Origin of the sequence: Psychrobacter immobilis, assembly GCF_003148585.1 — a bacterium.
GTDB lineage: Bacteria > Pseudomonadota > Gammaproteobacteria > Pseudomonadales > Moraxellaceae > Psychrobacter > Psychrobacter immobilis.
In genome coordinates this window covers 1-14221 of the sequence record NZ_QGGM01000022.1, presented here as the reverse complement: position 1 = coordinate 14221, position 14221 = coordinate 1, and the positions used below count along the sequence as shown (strand labels likewise).

The window sequence follows — 14221 nt, the reverse complement described above, 5'->3', positions numbered from 1 at the left end:
AAAATCAGCCAAAAGCATTATTCAAAGCTATGTTTAAAGCTATCATTTAAAAACATAAAGCATTCATCTTTGGTTTCATAATCACTAAAGAGTATTTAGCGATTCTGCCTTATACTCTCTCATTATTCATAACTAAAAAAACAGGAAAACTCATGGCGCGTTTACAAGATAAAGTTATCATTATTACTGGTGCCGCCCAAGGCATGGGCGAAACGCATGCGCGTTTGTGTATGGCAGAAGGCGCTAAAGTGGTCTTGACCGACATCAACTCTGATAAAGGCGACGCATTAGCAAAAGAGCTTGGCGATAGCGCTCTATTTATTAAGCATGACGTTACTAGTGAAGAAGATTGGACGCAAGTTGTTGCAGCCACCCAAGATAAATTTGGCAAAATTGATGTCTTAGTAAATAATGCAGGTATTACCACTCACAAATCTATTTTAGATACGTCGGTAGAAGATTATCGCAAGATTCTAGAGATTAACCAAGTGTCGGTATTTTTAGGCATGAAAGCAGTTATTCCAACTATGAAAGCCGCCAAACAAGGCTCCATCATCAATATCTCATCGATTAATGGTTTGGTTGGCGGCGCTATCGGCTATACCGATTCTAAGTTTGCGGTACGCGGTATGACCAAAGCGGCAGCATTAGAGTGTGCCTCTCATGGCATTCGCGTGAACTCCATTCATCCAGGCGTCATTGCCACACCGATGATTATGCAAGGCGATACCAAAGATGCGGTTGAAGCATTTGCCAAAACTATTCCGATGAGACGTGTGGCACAGCCCGAAGAAGTCAGCGGCATGGTGTTATTTTTAGCCTCTGATGACTCAAGCTACTCGACGGGTTCAGAGTTTGTCGTTGATGGTGGTTTGACCGCACAGTAGGCGTAATAGTTAAACTTTTTAAATGTGATATAGGCTGGGCATTTTGCTCAGCTTTTATTTTGAGAGGTTTTAAGAAAAATACTAGGGCATGTCCTCAATAACTTTTACTTATTTAGAATAGCATCTGGGCTGCTTCATTTAACCTTTTAAAAAATGACCTTTAATCAACTCCTCTACCCCTGCTCTTTCATGCGCTTTGAATGGGTAACGATCTCCCATTACAATCCAATTAGACTCTTCAAAGTTCTTATTTTTGCTTAGGCTATTTTCATCAGAAACAACTTCTATTAATAGCGTTTCTATCAATAGAATATCGATATCCATCGTAACTTTTTTTATTGGCGTCTGAGCTTCTGTTAGACGCTGCCTATGACAGTCACCCTCAAGATCTTTAAAAACCTGCTGTAACTGTTGCAGTGTCATTGGCTCTACCAAACGCAAATAAACGCACTGATTGGTATAATCGGGCTTTGGTTGCGCTTCGGTCGATGTAAAGTCAGGATTTTCAAACGCAGTAGATAACTGTATCTCCCCTAGCGCCGCTAGATCCTTTCGGACAAGCGGCAGATAATGTTCAGCTTGATAATTACTGCCTAAAGCCAATAATACTGCCGTCACAGACTGCGTTTGCAACTGTTCAGGCGTCTGCTTTTTTAGCGTTTCAAGACTCAAATCAGCCAAATTTTTATGCATATTATGCATCATCGTCTTTGCTTACAACTGGCTTATCTTCGATGACCGTTGCATAACGCGTGATCTGTACCCCAACCGCATCGGCTTGCTTTATAGCAGTAGGCTTAGCAATGCTTAAAGTGATTTTATGACAGCTATATTTGGTAAGCAACTTATCAGCGATTTGCCCCGCTAAATGCTCTAGCAACTGCGCTTTAATCGCTTGGCACCACGCGCTCACATCATCGCAAACTGCTTTGTAATTCAGTGCATCATTGACATCATCTGAGATAGCCGCACGGCTGATATCTGTTTCAAGTGCTATATCAATCAGCAGCGGCTGCGTGATTGCGCGCTCCCATGCATAAACACCGATAACTGCTTCTACTGTCAAGCCTTTAACGAATACCACATCAGATTCGGTATGAAACATGCTCTCATCCTTGTTTGCTAAATTTTAATTAGATTTAAAATCTCAGGTTTTTTAATTGGTTTTCTGCAACGCCTCTTCACGCAAACGCGCGGCTTTTAGCGCTTTACTAGGACGATGACGCCATAAGTCAATGCTGAATAATAACAGACCAAACCAAATCAGACCAAACACTGCAAGACGCTGTAAATCAAATGGCTCGTTATAATAGAACACCGCTAAGAAGAAGATAAATGTCGGCGTCAGATAATTCATAAAACTTAAAATACTATAAGCAACGAGCTTGGTAGATTTATTAAACAATAATAGCGGTATCAAGGTAATCGGCCCTGCGATCATTAGTAGCCAAATATTGGGACTAAACCAAAAACTCAATTGACTACTGACCACATCCGCTTGCCAGAACCACCATAAGCAAATCGGCACCAACATCGTTGTTTCGACAAACATAGCATCGACTGCCGTCAAAGGTGTCTGCCGTTGAATGGTGCCATAAGTACTAAAGCTAAAGGCTAAAATCAGTGATATCCATGGCAAGCTACCAATCATAACTACTTGAATGACTACGGATAATAAGGCGAAACCAATGGCAACCCATTGCAGCGTACGTAAGCGCTCTTTGAATAAAATCATCGATAGCGCAACGCCCACCAATGGTCCGATAAAATACCCCAAACTGGCTTCGAGAATGCGGTCGTGATTGACGGCCCATACATAAGTGAGCCAGTTGGTGGCAATAATCAAACCCGATATAAATGAGAACGCGATCCATCTCGGGTTTTTCTTTAAGGTATCGATCCACTGCCAGCGCTTGGTGACTACCAACACAATAAGCAAGCAAGCAAACGTCCAAATAATACGGTGACCGATAATCTCGGTCGCATCGTAGGCGGCCAATTGTTTAAAATATAATGGAAACCCACCCCAGATAAAAAAGGCAATGAGAGCGGTGATGATGCCACGTCTGGTTGTTTTAATGGGCGTAACTGGTTTTTTGATGACGTTTTGGGTGGTCATAGTACAGTACAACTTTTTAGAGCAAAGCGCACTCTTGCCCCATATTAATTTCTATATCAATTCAATGGCAAAAGCGCAGGGTCACTACAGATAGGATACAAGTTAAAAAGCAATGCACTCATGCCAATATAGGCATCAACACATTGCTAACGATAACAACTTTAAAAACAACATTTACATCAAGGCTAACGAGTAACTTTTTAGACTTTATTGAATGCTGTAGCCAGCATTTTACAAGTCAGTACTTTAAAGCTCAACCTTGCAAAAGCCAATAATACTATTCAGCAAGTTAATATAGTTTGTGGTATTAAACCGCAGCATTATCAACTTTAATAGACATTCCAATGTGATTGGCAAGCTCTGCAAATCCTGGGAAACTGGTATTGACGGTCTCAACGCCTTCAATAGTAATTTGCTTGGATGCACGTAAGCTGGCAATGGCAAAACTCATGGCAATACGATGATCATGGTGCGAGGTAATATGACCGCCACCAAAGACAGGCTGGCTATTATTGACATTGCTATTTTGACCCTCAATACCTTCGCCTTCAATGCCCTTACCTTCGATGATTAGCCCATCTTCCGTCACTGTACAATCAATACCCAGTGTTTGTAATCCTTCTGCCATGACTGCAATACGATCAGACTCTTTTACGCGCAGCTCTTTGGCACCAGTCAACACCGTACGACCTTGCGCACAGCTGGCAGCAATGAACAATACTGGAAATTCGTCAATCGCTAATGGCACTAAATGCTCTGGGATTTCAATACCTTTTAGGCTTGAGCTACGAATAGTGATATCAGCGACTGGCTCGCCGCCGACATGTGTCTCATTACTTAAGCTGATATCTGCTTGCATTAATTTTAAGATATCGATAATGCCCGTGCGTGTCGGATTAATACCTACTTGCGTCAAGGTCAGCTCGCTATTTTGGCTGATCGCAGCAGCGACCATAAAAAATGCCGCAGAGGATATATCAGCAGGGACAGCGATATCACCACCTGTGAGTTGCCCGCCACCGGTTACACTGATACGATTGCCATCAACCGTTACTGGATAACCAAAAGCTGAAAGCATACGCTCGGTATGGTCTCGACTGACTTCCGGTTGGGTAACGGTTGTGGTGCCTTCTGCCCAAAGTCCAGCCAACAATAAGCAAGATTTAATCTGCGCAGAAGCCACAGGCATCTCATAATCGATACCTTGTAATGGCTTACCGACAGTCGCTCGACCAGTGATACTAAGTGGCGCCGTACCACTATGACCCGTACTTTGAATGACTGCACCCATCTCGCGTAAAGGCGCGGCCACACGCTCCATTGGGCGCTTGTTTAGGCTGGTATCACCTGTCAACACGCTGTCAAATGATTGCGCCGCTAAAATACCAGCCAGCAGGCGCATGCTAGTACCTGAGTTGCCCATATACAATGGTGTTTTACTCGGTTTCAGACCGTTCATACCCACGCCATGAATGGTCAATTTTCCGTTATCAGGCCCTTCAATGGTCACGCCCATATCACGGAATGCTTGCAAGGTGGCAAGCGCATCTTCCCCTTCCAAAAATCCAGTGACATTGGTCACGCCTGTCGCAAGGCTGCCCAGCATAATGCTGCGATGCGAGATAGACTTGTCACCAGGAATGGCAATAGTGCCCAATACAGTATTGCTAGGAGTAATATTATAAGAAGCTGACATGGCAGAAGTATCCGTATAAGGGGTGCTGGCTAACATATGGCCAAAATGTCGCCGTGCGGCTTGCGCTCGGCCTAAAAGTCCCATCAGGGCGGTTGAATCTTTATCGATGATAAGCTGGCGCATGGTCTGTAGGTAAACGCCATACTCATCAAGGGCGCTAACAATCGCGCTTTCGTTGGCAAAAAATATATCGTGCCACATTTTAGGATCACTGGCAGCGATGCGGCTAAAGTCACGAAAGCCGCCCGCTGCATAGCGAAACATATCTAAATTATCATCATGGCTCGCCAATTGCTCAACCAAATTAAATGCAAGCAAATGTGGCAAATGACTGGTGTGAGCCAATATACGATCATGGTGTTCCGCATCCATTGACATAACGTTTGCACCCACCGCTTCCCATAACTGCCGCAGCTTGGTAATCGCTACATTGCTTGTAGTAGGTAGCTCACAAATAATGACACTATGATTAACAAACAATGTCGCGCGTCTGGCATGATATCCTGAATTCTCAGCACCCGCAATTGGATGCGCTGGAACAAGACCTACAGGCAATGAGCCAAAGACGGCTTTGGCAGCGTCAATGATATTGACCTTGGTGCTACAAACATCCGTCAGGATGCAATCAGTGGCAAGCTGTCCATTATCCATCGCTGCTTTGATATCAATAAATACGGCTTGCACCGCTTGTACTGGTACAGCGATAACAATCAAATCACTACCAAACACTACCTCACTTAAGACAGCACTACCAGCGTCTAATAAGCCGTGCTGAATGGCTTCGTCGATGCTTGGTGTATGTCTATCAACCGCCACCAAGCGCTCACTCAAACCATTGTCTTTAATGGCTTGGGCAAGGCTCGCACCGATAAGCCCTAGACCAATCACACAAATCTGTTTAAATAACGGCGGCTGAGTATTCATAGACTGCATTTTATTGTTTTGATTGCTTATGTTTTGGTTGATTATATTGTTTTGCTGGCGACTCACGGCTTTTCTCGTTAAACAAACTAGCATCAGAATGACTAAAACAAGCCGACGCTAGTGTCATGAAAATGATTAATAAATTATTTACTTATCCAAAACGACCTAACATACTTCTTATCAATTATCAGTCAAGATTGAGCGCAGTGTATCAATCAGGCGCATATTTTCTTCTGCTACCCCTACTGTGATACGCAGCCAATGAGGTAAGCCATAGCTCTCTAATGGACGGACGATAACACCCTGCTCTAGCAATGCTTGATGAATAGAAGCAGCGGTGATGTCTTCCATCTCAACGGCTATTTCTACCATAATAAAGTTGGCATGAGACTTAATAAAACCCAATCCTAATGCGTCAAACTGCTTTTCTAACCAGCGCATTTGCTCATCATTCATCAGACGAGTTTTTTCAATAAAGTCTGAGTCAGCAAGTGCAGCCGCCGCCGCCGCTAAAGCCACCCTACTCACGTTAAATGGCTGACGGATTCGGTTGAGTAAGTCCGCGACAGCCACTGAGCTAAGCGCATAACCGACACGTAAACCCGCCAGTCCATAAGCTTTGGAAAAAGTGCGCACGATGACGACATTATCAAATTCATCTAACAACGCCCTATTATTACTTTCAGGGCTATATTCGATATACGCTTCATCTAATACCACCAATACCGAGCTTGGTATACTAGCCATAAATGCTCGTAACTCTTGAGGCTCAAGCTGCGTGCCAGTTGGATTATTAGGATTGGCGATAAAGACTATTTTAGTATTGGGGTTGTCTTGAACCGCTTGACTCATTGCTTTTAGATCATGCCCAAAGCGATGGGCAGGCACTTCTATACCTGTGGCCCCTTGTATTTTAGCCAACATCGGATAAACGATAAAGGCATATTGACTGTAAACGATAGCATCGTCAGCACCAGCAAAACTACGCGCTAAAATATCAAGCAAATCGTCAGAGCCATTACCCAAAGTAATCTGCTCCACACTGACATCATTGAAGTCAGCCAGTGCTTGTTTTAGATAGTAACCGTTGCCATCAGGATAACGTGCCAACTGACTCAATTGCTCAGTAATCGCTAGCGTGACGTGCGGTGAGCAGCCTCTTGGGTTTTCATTACTGGCAAGTTTTACCACATCTGAGACGCCATACTCACGCGTCAACTCTTCAATCGGCTTGCCCGTTTGATAAGGCACCAGCTCTAAAATACTATCGTAGGCAGGTACAAGCGGTGATAAATTTGACTCTACTGAATGAGATGACGGCATGATTTATCCTTAGATATGATTTTGGCAAGTGATGTGACCCATTCGGCGTTATATCGTTGGTTCAATTTCAAAGCGAGTCAAGGGTAACCAAGTGCAGATGATTATGTGATACTTCACGCAAGGTAAACGCCATGACTCTTTTACAGTAGAAGGACTATAGCACTGCTTTTGGATAAGAACCTAGAACACGCACATCTTTTACCAACGGACGGATATCAGCGATAGCAGCGCTGACGTTTGGCTCGTCAATATGACCATTCATGTCGATGAAAAATACGTATGCCCACTTATTCGGACGCTCAGGACGGGTTTCGATACTGGTCATCGACACGCCATGATAAGACAAAGGCTTCAAAATCTCGATCAATGCGCCCGCTTTATCATGTGCTGATACGACGATAGACGTTTTATCCTGACCTGATGGCGCAATCGCTTCGTGACCGATGATAAGGAATCGCGTGGTATTGCTCGGGTTGTCTTCGATATTTGAATATAGCTTATGTAAGCCATATTCTGCAGCAGCCACATCACCGGCTATTGCTGCTGAATGCCATTCATTTTTCAAGCGGCGGGCAGCTTCGCCGTTGCTCGATACCGCCACGCGCTCGACATTAGGATAATTGACATCGAGCCAATGACGACACTGCGCTAGTGACTGCTGATGCGAGTAAATACGGCTTAAACCATCAAGTTTGGTATGTTCAGCGACCAAGAAATTCTGATGAATCGGCAGCTCAACCTCTCCGATTATCTTTAAGGTAGAAGACAAAAAGCCATCTAACGTATGGTTGACCACACCCTCAGACGAGTTTTCGACTGGCACCACACCATACATCGCTGTGCCTGCTTCAACTTCACGAAATACATCAGTGATGGTGGTCATTGGTACGGTATCAGCGGCTTTACCGAAATGCTTGAGCGCAGCAGCATGAGTAAAAGTGCCTACTGGTCCCAAGAAAGCAATGCGCTGCGGTGCTTCTAAGTCGAGACAGACCGACATAATTTCACGGAACAATCGCGCCATTTTGTCATCAGCGATCGGACCTGTGTTACGTTCCATCACCGCTTTTAGCACTTGCGCTTCACGCTCAGGGCGATAAAAAATAGGATTGCTATTGTCGGCAGTCGGGTTATTGACAATGTGCTGTTTCTTTACTGCGGCCACTTGCTGAGCCAACTTGGCACGGTTATTAATCAGTGTCTGGATTTCGCAGTCTACTGTATCAATACTTTGGCGAATATCGTCCAAAAATGCTTTTTCAGTTGCAGTATCGTTAGCCCCTGCGATGGCTTTATTTAGCTTATCCATATTTTGCTCTGATGACTGCTCACTCATTACCGCCTATCCTTTTTCTAAAATTATTACTGAGTTTTTTTACTATTAGGTACTGCTTTTTTCACTTTGAAGACTTTAAGTACTGCTAATTATCGACAACCATTCATCTCATTATTGAATCAGCACTCAATGACGGTCAGAGGTGTCAAGCATACTAGCAATGATATTCGATAGAAATCACACTAAATAGCAAGCAGCCTCTCAAAAGCACCCTGCACTGCGAGCGCTATCGTCTAGTGTTGTCGCATGTTAGTCACACACACCAGCATGCAAATGTAGCAGCCAGATCGCTGACCCGGTCTACTATAACAAAAACTATCGACAGTGCCCATGTGTAAATGCGCGTAAATTCGTCAATATTCGCAAACAGAGGCAATATGGCAGCGATGTACGGCAAAACTATGAAGGAACATCCACTCAAAACTATGTTACAGTCTAAAACTGATAGCAAATAGCACTATAAAGTAGAAAATCACCACGTAACTGAACACAATCTGTTTTTGATCAAAAAGGATATATGATGAGCGCATTACAACAGCTTCGTACCATGACCACCATTGTCGCTGATACTGGCGACCTTGCCGCCATTGCGCGCTTAAAACCTATCGATGCGACCACCAATCCAAGCCTCATTACCAAAGCACTCCTCCATCCTGACAACCAAGGCATGCTGTCAGAAACCATGAGTCGTCATAATGGCAATATAGATGCAGTGATTGACGCGCTAACCATTCAGGTTGGCTGTGATATTTTAGAGCTTATCCAAGGCCGCGTCTCTACCGAAGTGGATGCTCGTTTGTCTTATGACACTCAGGCGACGATTGATAAAGCCTTAGCATTTATGGAAGCTTACCAAAAAGCAGGGGTTAACTCAGAGCGCGTATTAATTAAGATGGCCGCGACATGGCAAGGTATTGAGGCAGCACGCTATCTTGAAACCCAAAATATTCACTGCAATTTAACGTTGTTATTTGGACAGCATCAAGCAATTGCCTGTGCGGATGCAGGTGTGACATTGATATCGCCTTTCGTTGGTCGTATTTTAGACTGGCAAAAACGCCAACAAAATCGTCAAAACGTGCCCGCTTCTGATGATATGGGCGTGCAGTCTGTGAAGCGCATTTATCAATACTACAAGCAGCATAACTATAATACGCAAGTGATGGGCGCAAGCTTCCGCTCGACTGAACAGATATTGGCGCTAGCAGGGTGTGATCTATTGACCATCGCGCCTGACCTTATCGACGCGCTGGCAGCGATGGATACTGAGGTGATACAGCAACTGTCACCTAGCATGTCATTAGATGTGGCTGACATGAAACGCGTGAGTCTAACGCGAGAGGAATATAGTAGCGCCTATCAACAAGACACGGTTACACAAGATTTATTACCAAAAGGTATCGACGGCTTTATTGGTGCTCGTGATGAGCTTGCTCAGATGTTAGCAGCGATGCGTCATTGATATGAGCGTCGAGCGTTATAAACGGTGATGAGTATGATCAACACTTTACAAACCTCAGTCGCAGGTCATAAAAGAAATTTGCCTGCTAATAGTAAGTTGGCTATCATGGCTCACTTCTCACAACAAGAAGCAAGGCTTGATTATGAAACGGCTATCAGTGTTATTAGTGGGTGGTGTTCTAGCAGTCAGCACGCATGCAGTGAACTGGTCAAAAATATCAGAAAGTCCTACTGGATCAATTTTTAGCTTAGACTTGGACTCTATTGAAAGCTCCGACATCAATATCATAGACGAAAAAAATGTCGAAAACATCACCGTATCTATCCGCAGAACATACCCTGCACAAAAAGATGAAACAAAAGTAGATAAGGAAGGTCAAGAAAAAGCGATTCATCATAGCGATCAGCAATTGCTCATCTCTTGCAAAGACGCCAGTTACTATAAACGCGCTTACGTTAACTATGATGCCAATAACAAGGTATTAGAATCTTGGCAATCAGAAAAACCCATCTTAACCACAAAAGACTTTAAGATAACCAAGCCAAAAACGATCAGTCGCATGCTAATAGAACAGGCGTGTAAAACTTACCTTACCAGCAAGACAAGTAACGTACGTTAAAACAAAGCAAATACAGGCAATTAAAAAAGCGCGCTAAACTCATTCAGCGCGCTTTTTTGATTGCTTCATTTCACACTATTCACTAAGCGTTGCCAGTTTTAAGCCTTTAAAACCGTATACACAGGCACTGGAAATTCGCCATGCAAATCAACCAAATCTAGCAATACTAACGCCCCCACCACAGTATGATCTGCCGATTTACACAGCTCATAAGCGGTGGTTAAAGTGCCGCCTGTGGCTAAAATATCATCGACCAATAGCACGCGCTCAGGCGGTAGATTGTTTTGCATCTCAAGCGTGTCTTTACCATATTCTAGAGCATACGCTTTATTGGCAACGGGCGGTGGCAGCTTACCGGGTTTACGTAGCAAAATCATCCCTTTTCCCAATCGACCTGCAAGCAAACTTGCAAAGACAAAACCACGCGCTTCGACTGCACCTAGACAATCTACCTCGTCCATCACGCCTTCAGGCAGTGCAGCGAGCAATGCATCTATCACCTCATTAATATGACTGCGCAGTAACGGCGTAATATCATAAAAATCAATGCCGACTTTCGGGAAGTCTGGTACTGTGCGAATCACTTGCCAAAAGGGATGATCCGTATTGAGCTCATTAGACGACTCATTTTCGACATTTTTAGATGTAGCGGCAGCATTAATGCTCATGGTAACCCTTAGCTTATATGACTTAGATAATGTAATTTAGATAATAATATATCAACGATAAATGATGGCTAATACTGTGAATTTAGCGGCGCTTATTATAACATAATTGATAGAAATATCGCAGTTGAGCACGTAAGCGTACAGGTGCTTACTGACAGACAGAAGACCTAAACCCCTTGATAAAAACCAATCAATCTCAATATACAAGTGTAAACTTAACGACGAAAATCACGGTTATATGCTAAACTATGTGCGCTTTTACAGTCTCATTTAACGGCTGTGATTGTAAATATGAACGTTAAAAACACCCTGTAACACGGATTATAAACACTGATAATGCTCGATAGGACTATTTATGAAACGTTATGAATGTATCGTCTGCGGCTGGATATATGATGAAGCACTCGGCTGTCCCGAAGAAGGAATTGCCCCAGGCACCAAATGGGATGACATCCCTGATGATTGGACCTGCCCAGAGTGCGGTGTGGGCAAGCTTGATTTTGAGATGCTTGAGCTGTAATAGACGACCCTCTAATTAGGACACTTCATGACAACATCGAATGACATCAAACCATCGGCAACCCTACCAGAAGACTTAGGTGGCTACCCTACTCCTGAGTGGCAAAAGTTTGGCGCGCACCAATGGCGAGACTCTGACCTTAGCAAGCATCTGTATCAATCAATGATTGATATCGGCGATGGCATTGAGCTGTGTGTTGAGGCAGGTGGCAATCCTAATAATCCACCACTGCTCATGATTATGGGACTTGGCTCACAGATGATATTTTGGCCAGATAATTTTATCAAGCGCCTTATTGATGCCGGGTTTTTTGTCATTCGTTTTGATAATCGTGATATTGGTCTGTCTTCTAAAGTGCAGATTGATGGACTACCGCGTATCAGTCAGCTAAAAATGATGATGCGCCTGCAAACGGGGTTGTCCAATAAAGGTACGCAAGTTGCTTATAATTTAACGGATATGGCAGAAGATACTGTTCGTTTGATTAAGGCATTGCAGTTGGGCAAAACCCATCTGATTGGGGCTTCAATGGGCGGCATGATTGCGCAAATCGTAGCGGCACGTTATCCAAGTTTAGTGCAGCGTATGGCGTTGATGTTTACCACGACCAACCGTGCATTTTTAAAACCACCGAAACCTAAGCAGCTATATACCCTGATCAACCGCCCTGAAAGTCATTCTGAGCGCGATATCGTGCGCCATAGCGTGTGGTTTATGAAGACAGTCGGTACGCCTGGGCATGTCAACGTACGTATGGTGCGTGAAATTGCCAAATTGCGTTATCAGCGCAACTTTCATCCGCTTGGCACGGTACAACAGCTCAATGCTATCTTGGCATCAGGCTCTATTAGCCGGTTTAGCAAGCAAGTCAAAGCACCGACTATCGTACTGCATGGTAGCGCAGATGGACTACTGCCCGCCTCACAAGGTCGTGTGGTTGCCAAGACCATTCCGAATGCCAAGTTTCATTTAATCGAAGGCATGGCGCATGATATTCCTGAATACTATCAACCTTATATGGTTGATTTAATCAGCAATCATTTATTAGACGAATAGTTTTAGTTGTCACACAATCCATAAAAAAGAGCGTAAATCCTACTACTGACTCATAGGGTTTACGCTCTTTTTTATGCTGGATATTTTACCTAGGTCATTAGATCATGTAGGTCTTTATATTTGGACGCGCCGCTTAATCACAGCCCACTCCTGTGCCCTCTTTATCGATACACATTTTATTGCCGTTTTTTAGATTGCCAATCCACGCTTTACCACCAGTAAAGGTAAAGGCGGGTTTGCCTTGATAAAGATCACCAGCTGATACACCGTTATTGGCAAAGCGAAAAGGAATCACCAACTCGCCACCAAGATTAACAAAGCCCCAGTTCTCATCGATGCGCACGCCAGCCAAGCCTTCGGCAAAGGGACGTACTTCATCAAAAGAATAGGTAATCATGGTCACATTATTGTCATCGATAAATCCCCATTTGCCATCTTGCTGACGCGGTTGTAGCATCGTAAAACGATTGGGAAGTGTCTGGTTGGATGAGGATGCATTGCCATTAGCGCTGGCAGGTGCTCGTGGCGTCGTGGATTGCTCGTTGTTACTACCATTTGGGTCACTGGTCGTTTTACCGTTTTCATCAATCCAACTGATTGCTTGATTTTTACGTACACGGGTGACACCCTTTTGGTAATCATCAATGTCACTAATCGCGGACGAAAATGGCACGATGGTTTTATTACTAGTAGTAATGACCCCATATTTACCATCCTGCTTTACCACGATACGCCCGTTAGAGACGGGACGCGCCCAACCCTGTCCTTCTTTAAGCACATCATACATCGCAGGTACTACTTCACGACCTTGCATATTAAGATAACCGACATGACCATTGCGCAGTACAGGCAGTAAACCTGCCGATATCTTACTGGCATCGACTTTTTGATAACGTGATAAATCAACGACGCTTTTGCCCTTACTATTAATCAGAGCAACTGGCGCGCCGAAATCTTTTGTCGCCAAAAAATAGCCGCTATTTGCCGTACAAGCCACGTTTTTATAATAACTTTTTGGAATTTTGCAACTGGCCGCTTGTACGCTTGGCACCATAAACAGCGTAATAGCAAAGATGGCGATAGCAAAACCAGATGTCGATAGTCGTTGTTGTAGGGATAATGAACGTCGCAACATAGATGAACCTAGGCTAATGATATTGAAGTACTTGAGGTAAAGACTAATAAGAAACTATCCTGTTTTATTGTGCCACTACAGAGATTATAAACCACTAGATTAACAAATAGTGGTATCTACGCCAACATCGTTCCTGTAAGGATGTCTCCACCATATATTCGTATTGTTATAGAGATTTTCTTATATGAGTGAAGCTTAAGGTCATCATTGATTTTATACCTAGCATATACAGAGATAAAACCTGATACAGCAATAATAAATCAAACAATAAGCATAAATGATGGTTTGACCATTTCATTTTAGCGTCAAAACCTAGACAATACGGTTTGTATTAGCGTCAGTATTCATTGGCGTCATCGTTGATACAGTAAGATAAAATAAGGGGCTGTCCTAGATAACTAGTTCAGTTCCTGTTTAACCCATTGTTTTAGCTGGTGTAATTGACGTTTTGGATCACTGTAGTTAAAACGCCACTC

13 protein-coding genes and 1 pseudogene are annotated in these 14221 nt (G+C 43.6%); 5 read left to right on the top strand and 9 right to left on the bottom strand.

Annotated elements, in window-relative coordinates; translation table 11 throughout:
* Positions 1-152: 152 nt before the first annotated feature.
* Positions 153-887: a glucose 1-dehydrogenase gene (locus tag C8D84_RS13150; protein WP_109592684.1), complete on the top strand. Its 735-nt coding sequence runs from the start codon at positions 153-155 to the stop codon at positions 885-887.
* A gap of 138 nt (positions 888-1025) precedes the next feature.
* Here the strand turns inward: C8D84_RS13150 and C8D84_RS13145 are convergent, their stop codons facing one another.
* The 6 genes from C8D84_RS13145 to pheA form a co-directional block, all read right to left on the bottom strand.
* Positions 1026-1592 carry a 2-amino-4-hydroxy-6-hydroxymethyldihydropteridine diphosphokinase gene (locus C8D84_RS13145; RefSeq protein WP_228244553.1) on the bottom strand — a complete coding sequence of 189 codons (567 nt, stop codon included), beginning with the start codon at positions 1590-1592 and terminating at the stop codon, positions 1026-1028.
* Complete coding sequence (gene folB / locus C8D84_RS13140) at positions 1582-1992, bottom strand: dihydroneopterin aldolase (protein ID WP_109592682.1); 411 nt, start codon at positions 1990-1992, stop codon at positions 1582-1584. The genes C8D84_RS13145 and folB overlap by 11 nt, the downstream gene beginning before the upstream one ends.
* A gap of 51 nt (positions 1993-2043) precedes the next feature.
* Complete coding sequence (gene rarD, locus C8D84_RS13135; RefSeq protein ID WP_055124102.1) at positions 2044-3006, bottom strand: EamA family transporter RarD; 963 nt, start codon at positions 3004-3006, stop codon at positions 2044-2046.
* Between the two features lie 307 nt (positions 3007-3313).
* A complete protein-coding gene (locus C8D84_RS13130) occupies positions 3314-5635 on the bottom strand; it encodes a bifunctional prephenate dehydrogenase/3-phosphoshikimate 1-carboxyvinyltransferase (protein WP_407691888.1) in 2322 nt (773 codons plus the stop codon).
* A 171-nt stretch (positions 5636-5806) separates the two neighbouring features.
* On the bottom strand, positions 5807-6949 hold the full coding sequence (hisC, locus tag C8D84_RS13125; RefSeq protein WP_109592680.1) for a histidinol-phosphate transaminase: 1143 nt from the start codon (positions 6947-6949) through the stop codon (positions 5807-5809).
* A 154-nt stretch (positions 6950-7103) separates the two neighbouring features.
* The gene (pheA, locus tag C8D84_RS13120; RefSeq protein ID WP_109592679.1) at positions 7104-8285 is read right to left on the bottom strand and encodes a prephenate dehydratase; all 1182 of its coding nucleotides are present in this window, start codon (positions 8283-8285) and stop codon (positions 7104-7106) included.
* 520 nt (positions 8286-8805) lie between these two features.
* On the opposite strand from pheA, the gene C8D84_RS13115 reads away from it, so the two are divergent.
* Together C8D84_RS13115 and C8D84_RS13110 are read left to right on the top strand one after the other, a co-directional pair.
* Positions 8806-9747 carry a transaldolase gene (locus tag C8D84_RS13115; protein WP_055124105.1) on the top strand — a complete coding sequence of 314 codons (942 nt, stop codon included), beginning with the start codon at positions 8806-8808 and terminating at the stop codon, positions 9745-9747.
* Positions 9748-9889: 142 nt separating this feature from the next.
* Complete coding sequence (locus C8D84_RS13110) at positions 9890-10366, top strand: hypothetical protein (protein ID WP_109592677.1); 477 nt, start codon at positions 9890-9892, stop codon at positions 10364-10366.
* Positions 10367-10464: 98 nt separating this feature from the next.
* On the opposite strand, the gene C8D84_RS13105 is transcribed toward C8D84_RS13110, so the two are convergent.
* Positions 10465-11034 (bottom strand): adenine phosphoribosyltransferase, encoded by a 570-nt coding sequence (locus C8D84_RS13105; protein ID WP_109592675.1) that lies wholly within the window; start codon positions 11032-11034, stop codon positions 10465-10467.
* Positions 11035-11389: 355 nt separating this feature from the next.
* Between C8D84_RS13105 and C8D84_RS13100 the strand changes: the two genes are divergently transcribed.
* Complete coding sequence (locus tag C8D84_RS13100; RefSeq protein WP_011280463.1) at positions 11390-11554, top strand: rubredoxin; 165 nt, start codon at positions 11390-11392, stop codon at positions 11552-11554.
* Between the two features lie 27 nt (positions 11555-11581).
* Positions 11582-12610, top strand: a complete 1029-nt coding sequence (locus C8D84_RS13095) for an alpha/beta fold hydrolase (protein ID WP_109592673.1) — start codon at positions 11582-11584, stop codon at positions 12608-12610.
* 133 nt (positions 12611-12743) lie between these two features.
* On the opposite strand, the gene C8D84_RS13090 is transcribed toward C8D84_RS13095, so the two are convergent.
* Both C8D84_RS13090 and C8D84_RS13085 read right to left on the bottom strand, forming a co-directional pair.
* Positions 12744-13664 (bottom strand): WG repeat-containing protein, encoded by a 921-nt coding sequence (locus C8D84_RS13090; protein ID WP_407691887.1) that lies wholly within the window; start codon positions 13662-13664, stop codon positions 12744-12746.
* 479 nt (positions 13665-14143) lie between these two features.
* A pseudogene (locus C8D84_RS13085) lies at positions 14144-14221 on the bottom strand (IS1595 family transposase); the annotation flags it as partial.

Bases quoted from the DNA above. Each gene is read 5' to 3' on its own strand.
- C8D84_RS13150 (WP_109592684.1), top strand. From the start codon at position 153: ATGGCGCGTTTACAAGATAAAGTTATCATTATTACTGGTGCCGCCCAA.
- C8D84_RS13145 (WP_228244553.1), bottom strand. From the start codon at position 1,592: ATGATGCATAATATGCATAAAAATTTGGCTGATTTGAGTCTTGAAACG.
- folB (WP_109592682.1), bottom strand. From the start codon at position 1,992: ATGTTTCATACCGAATCTGATGTGGTATTCGTTAAAGGCTTGACAGTA.
- rarD (WP_055124102.1), bottom strand. From the start codon at position 3,006: ATGACCACCCAAAACGTCATCAAAAAACCAGTTACGCCCATTAAAACA.
- C8D84_RS13130 (WP_407691888.1), bottom strand. From the start codon at position 5,635: ATGCAGTCTATGAATACTCAGCCGCCGTTATTTAAACAGATTTGTGTG.
- hisC (WP_109592680.1), bottom strand. From the start codon at position 6,949: ATGCCGTCATCTCATTCAGTAGAGTCAAATTTATCACCGCTTGTACCT.
- pheA (WP_109592679.1), bottom strand. From the start codon at position 8,285: ATGAGTGAGCAGTCATCAGAGCAAAATATGGATAAGCTAAATAAAGCC.
- C8D84_RS13115 (WP_055124105.1), top strand. From the start codon at position 8,806: ATGAGCGCATTACAACAGCTTCGTACCATGACCACCATTGTCGCTGAT.
- C8D84_RS13110 (WP_109592677.1), top strand. From the start codon at position 9,890: ATGAAACGGCTATCAGTGTTATTAGTGGGTGGTGTTCTAGCAGTCAGC.
- C8D84_RS13105 (WP_109592675.1), bottom strand. From the start codon at position 11,034: ATGAGCATTAATGCTGCCGCTACATCTAAAAATGTCGAAAATGAGTCG.
- C8D84_RS13100 (WP_011280463.1), top strand. From the start codon at position 11,390: ATGAAACGTTATGAATGTATCGTCTGCGGCTGGATATATGATGAAGCA.
- C8D84_RS13095 (WP_109592673.1), top strand. From the start codon at position 11,582: ATGACAACATCGAATGACATCAAACCATCGGCAACCCTACCAGAAGAC.
- C8D84_RS13090 (WP_407691887.1), bottom strand. From the start codon at position 13,664: ATGGTGCCAAGCGTACAAGCGGCCAGTTGCAAAATTCCAAAAAGTTAT.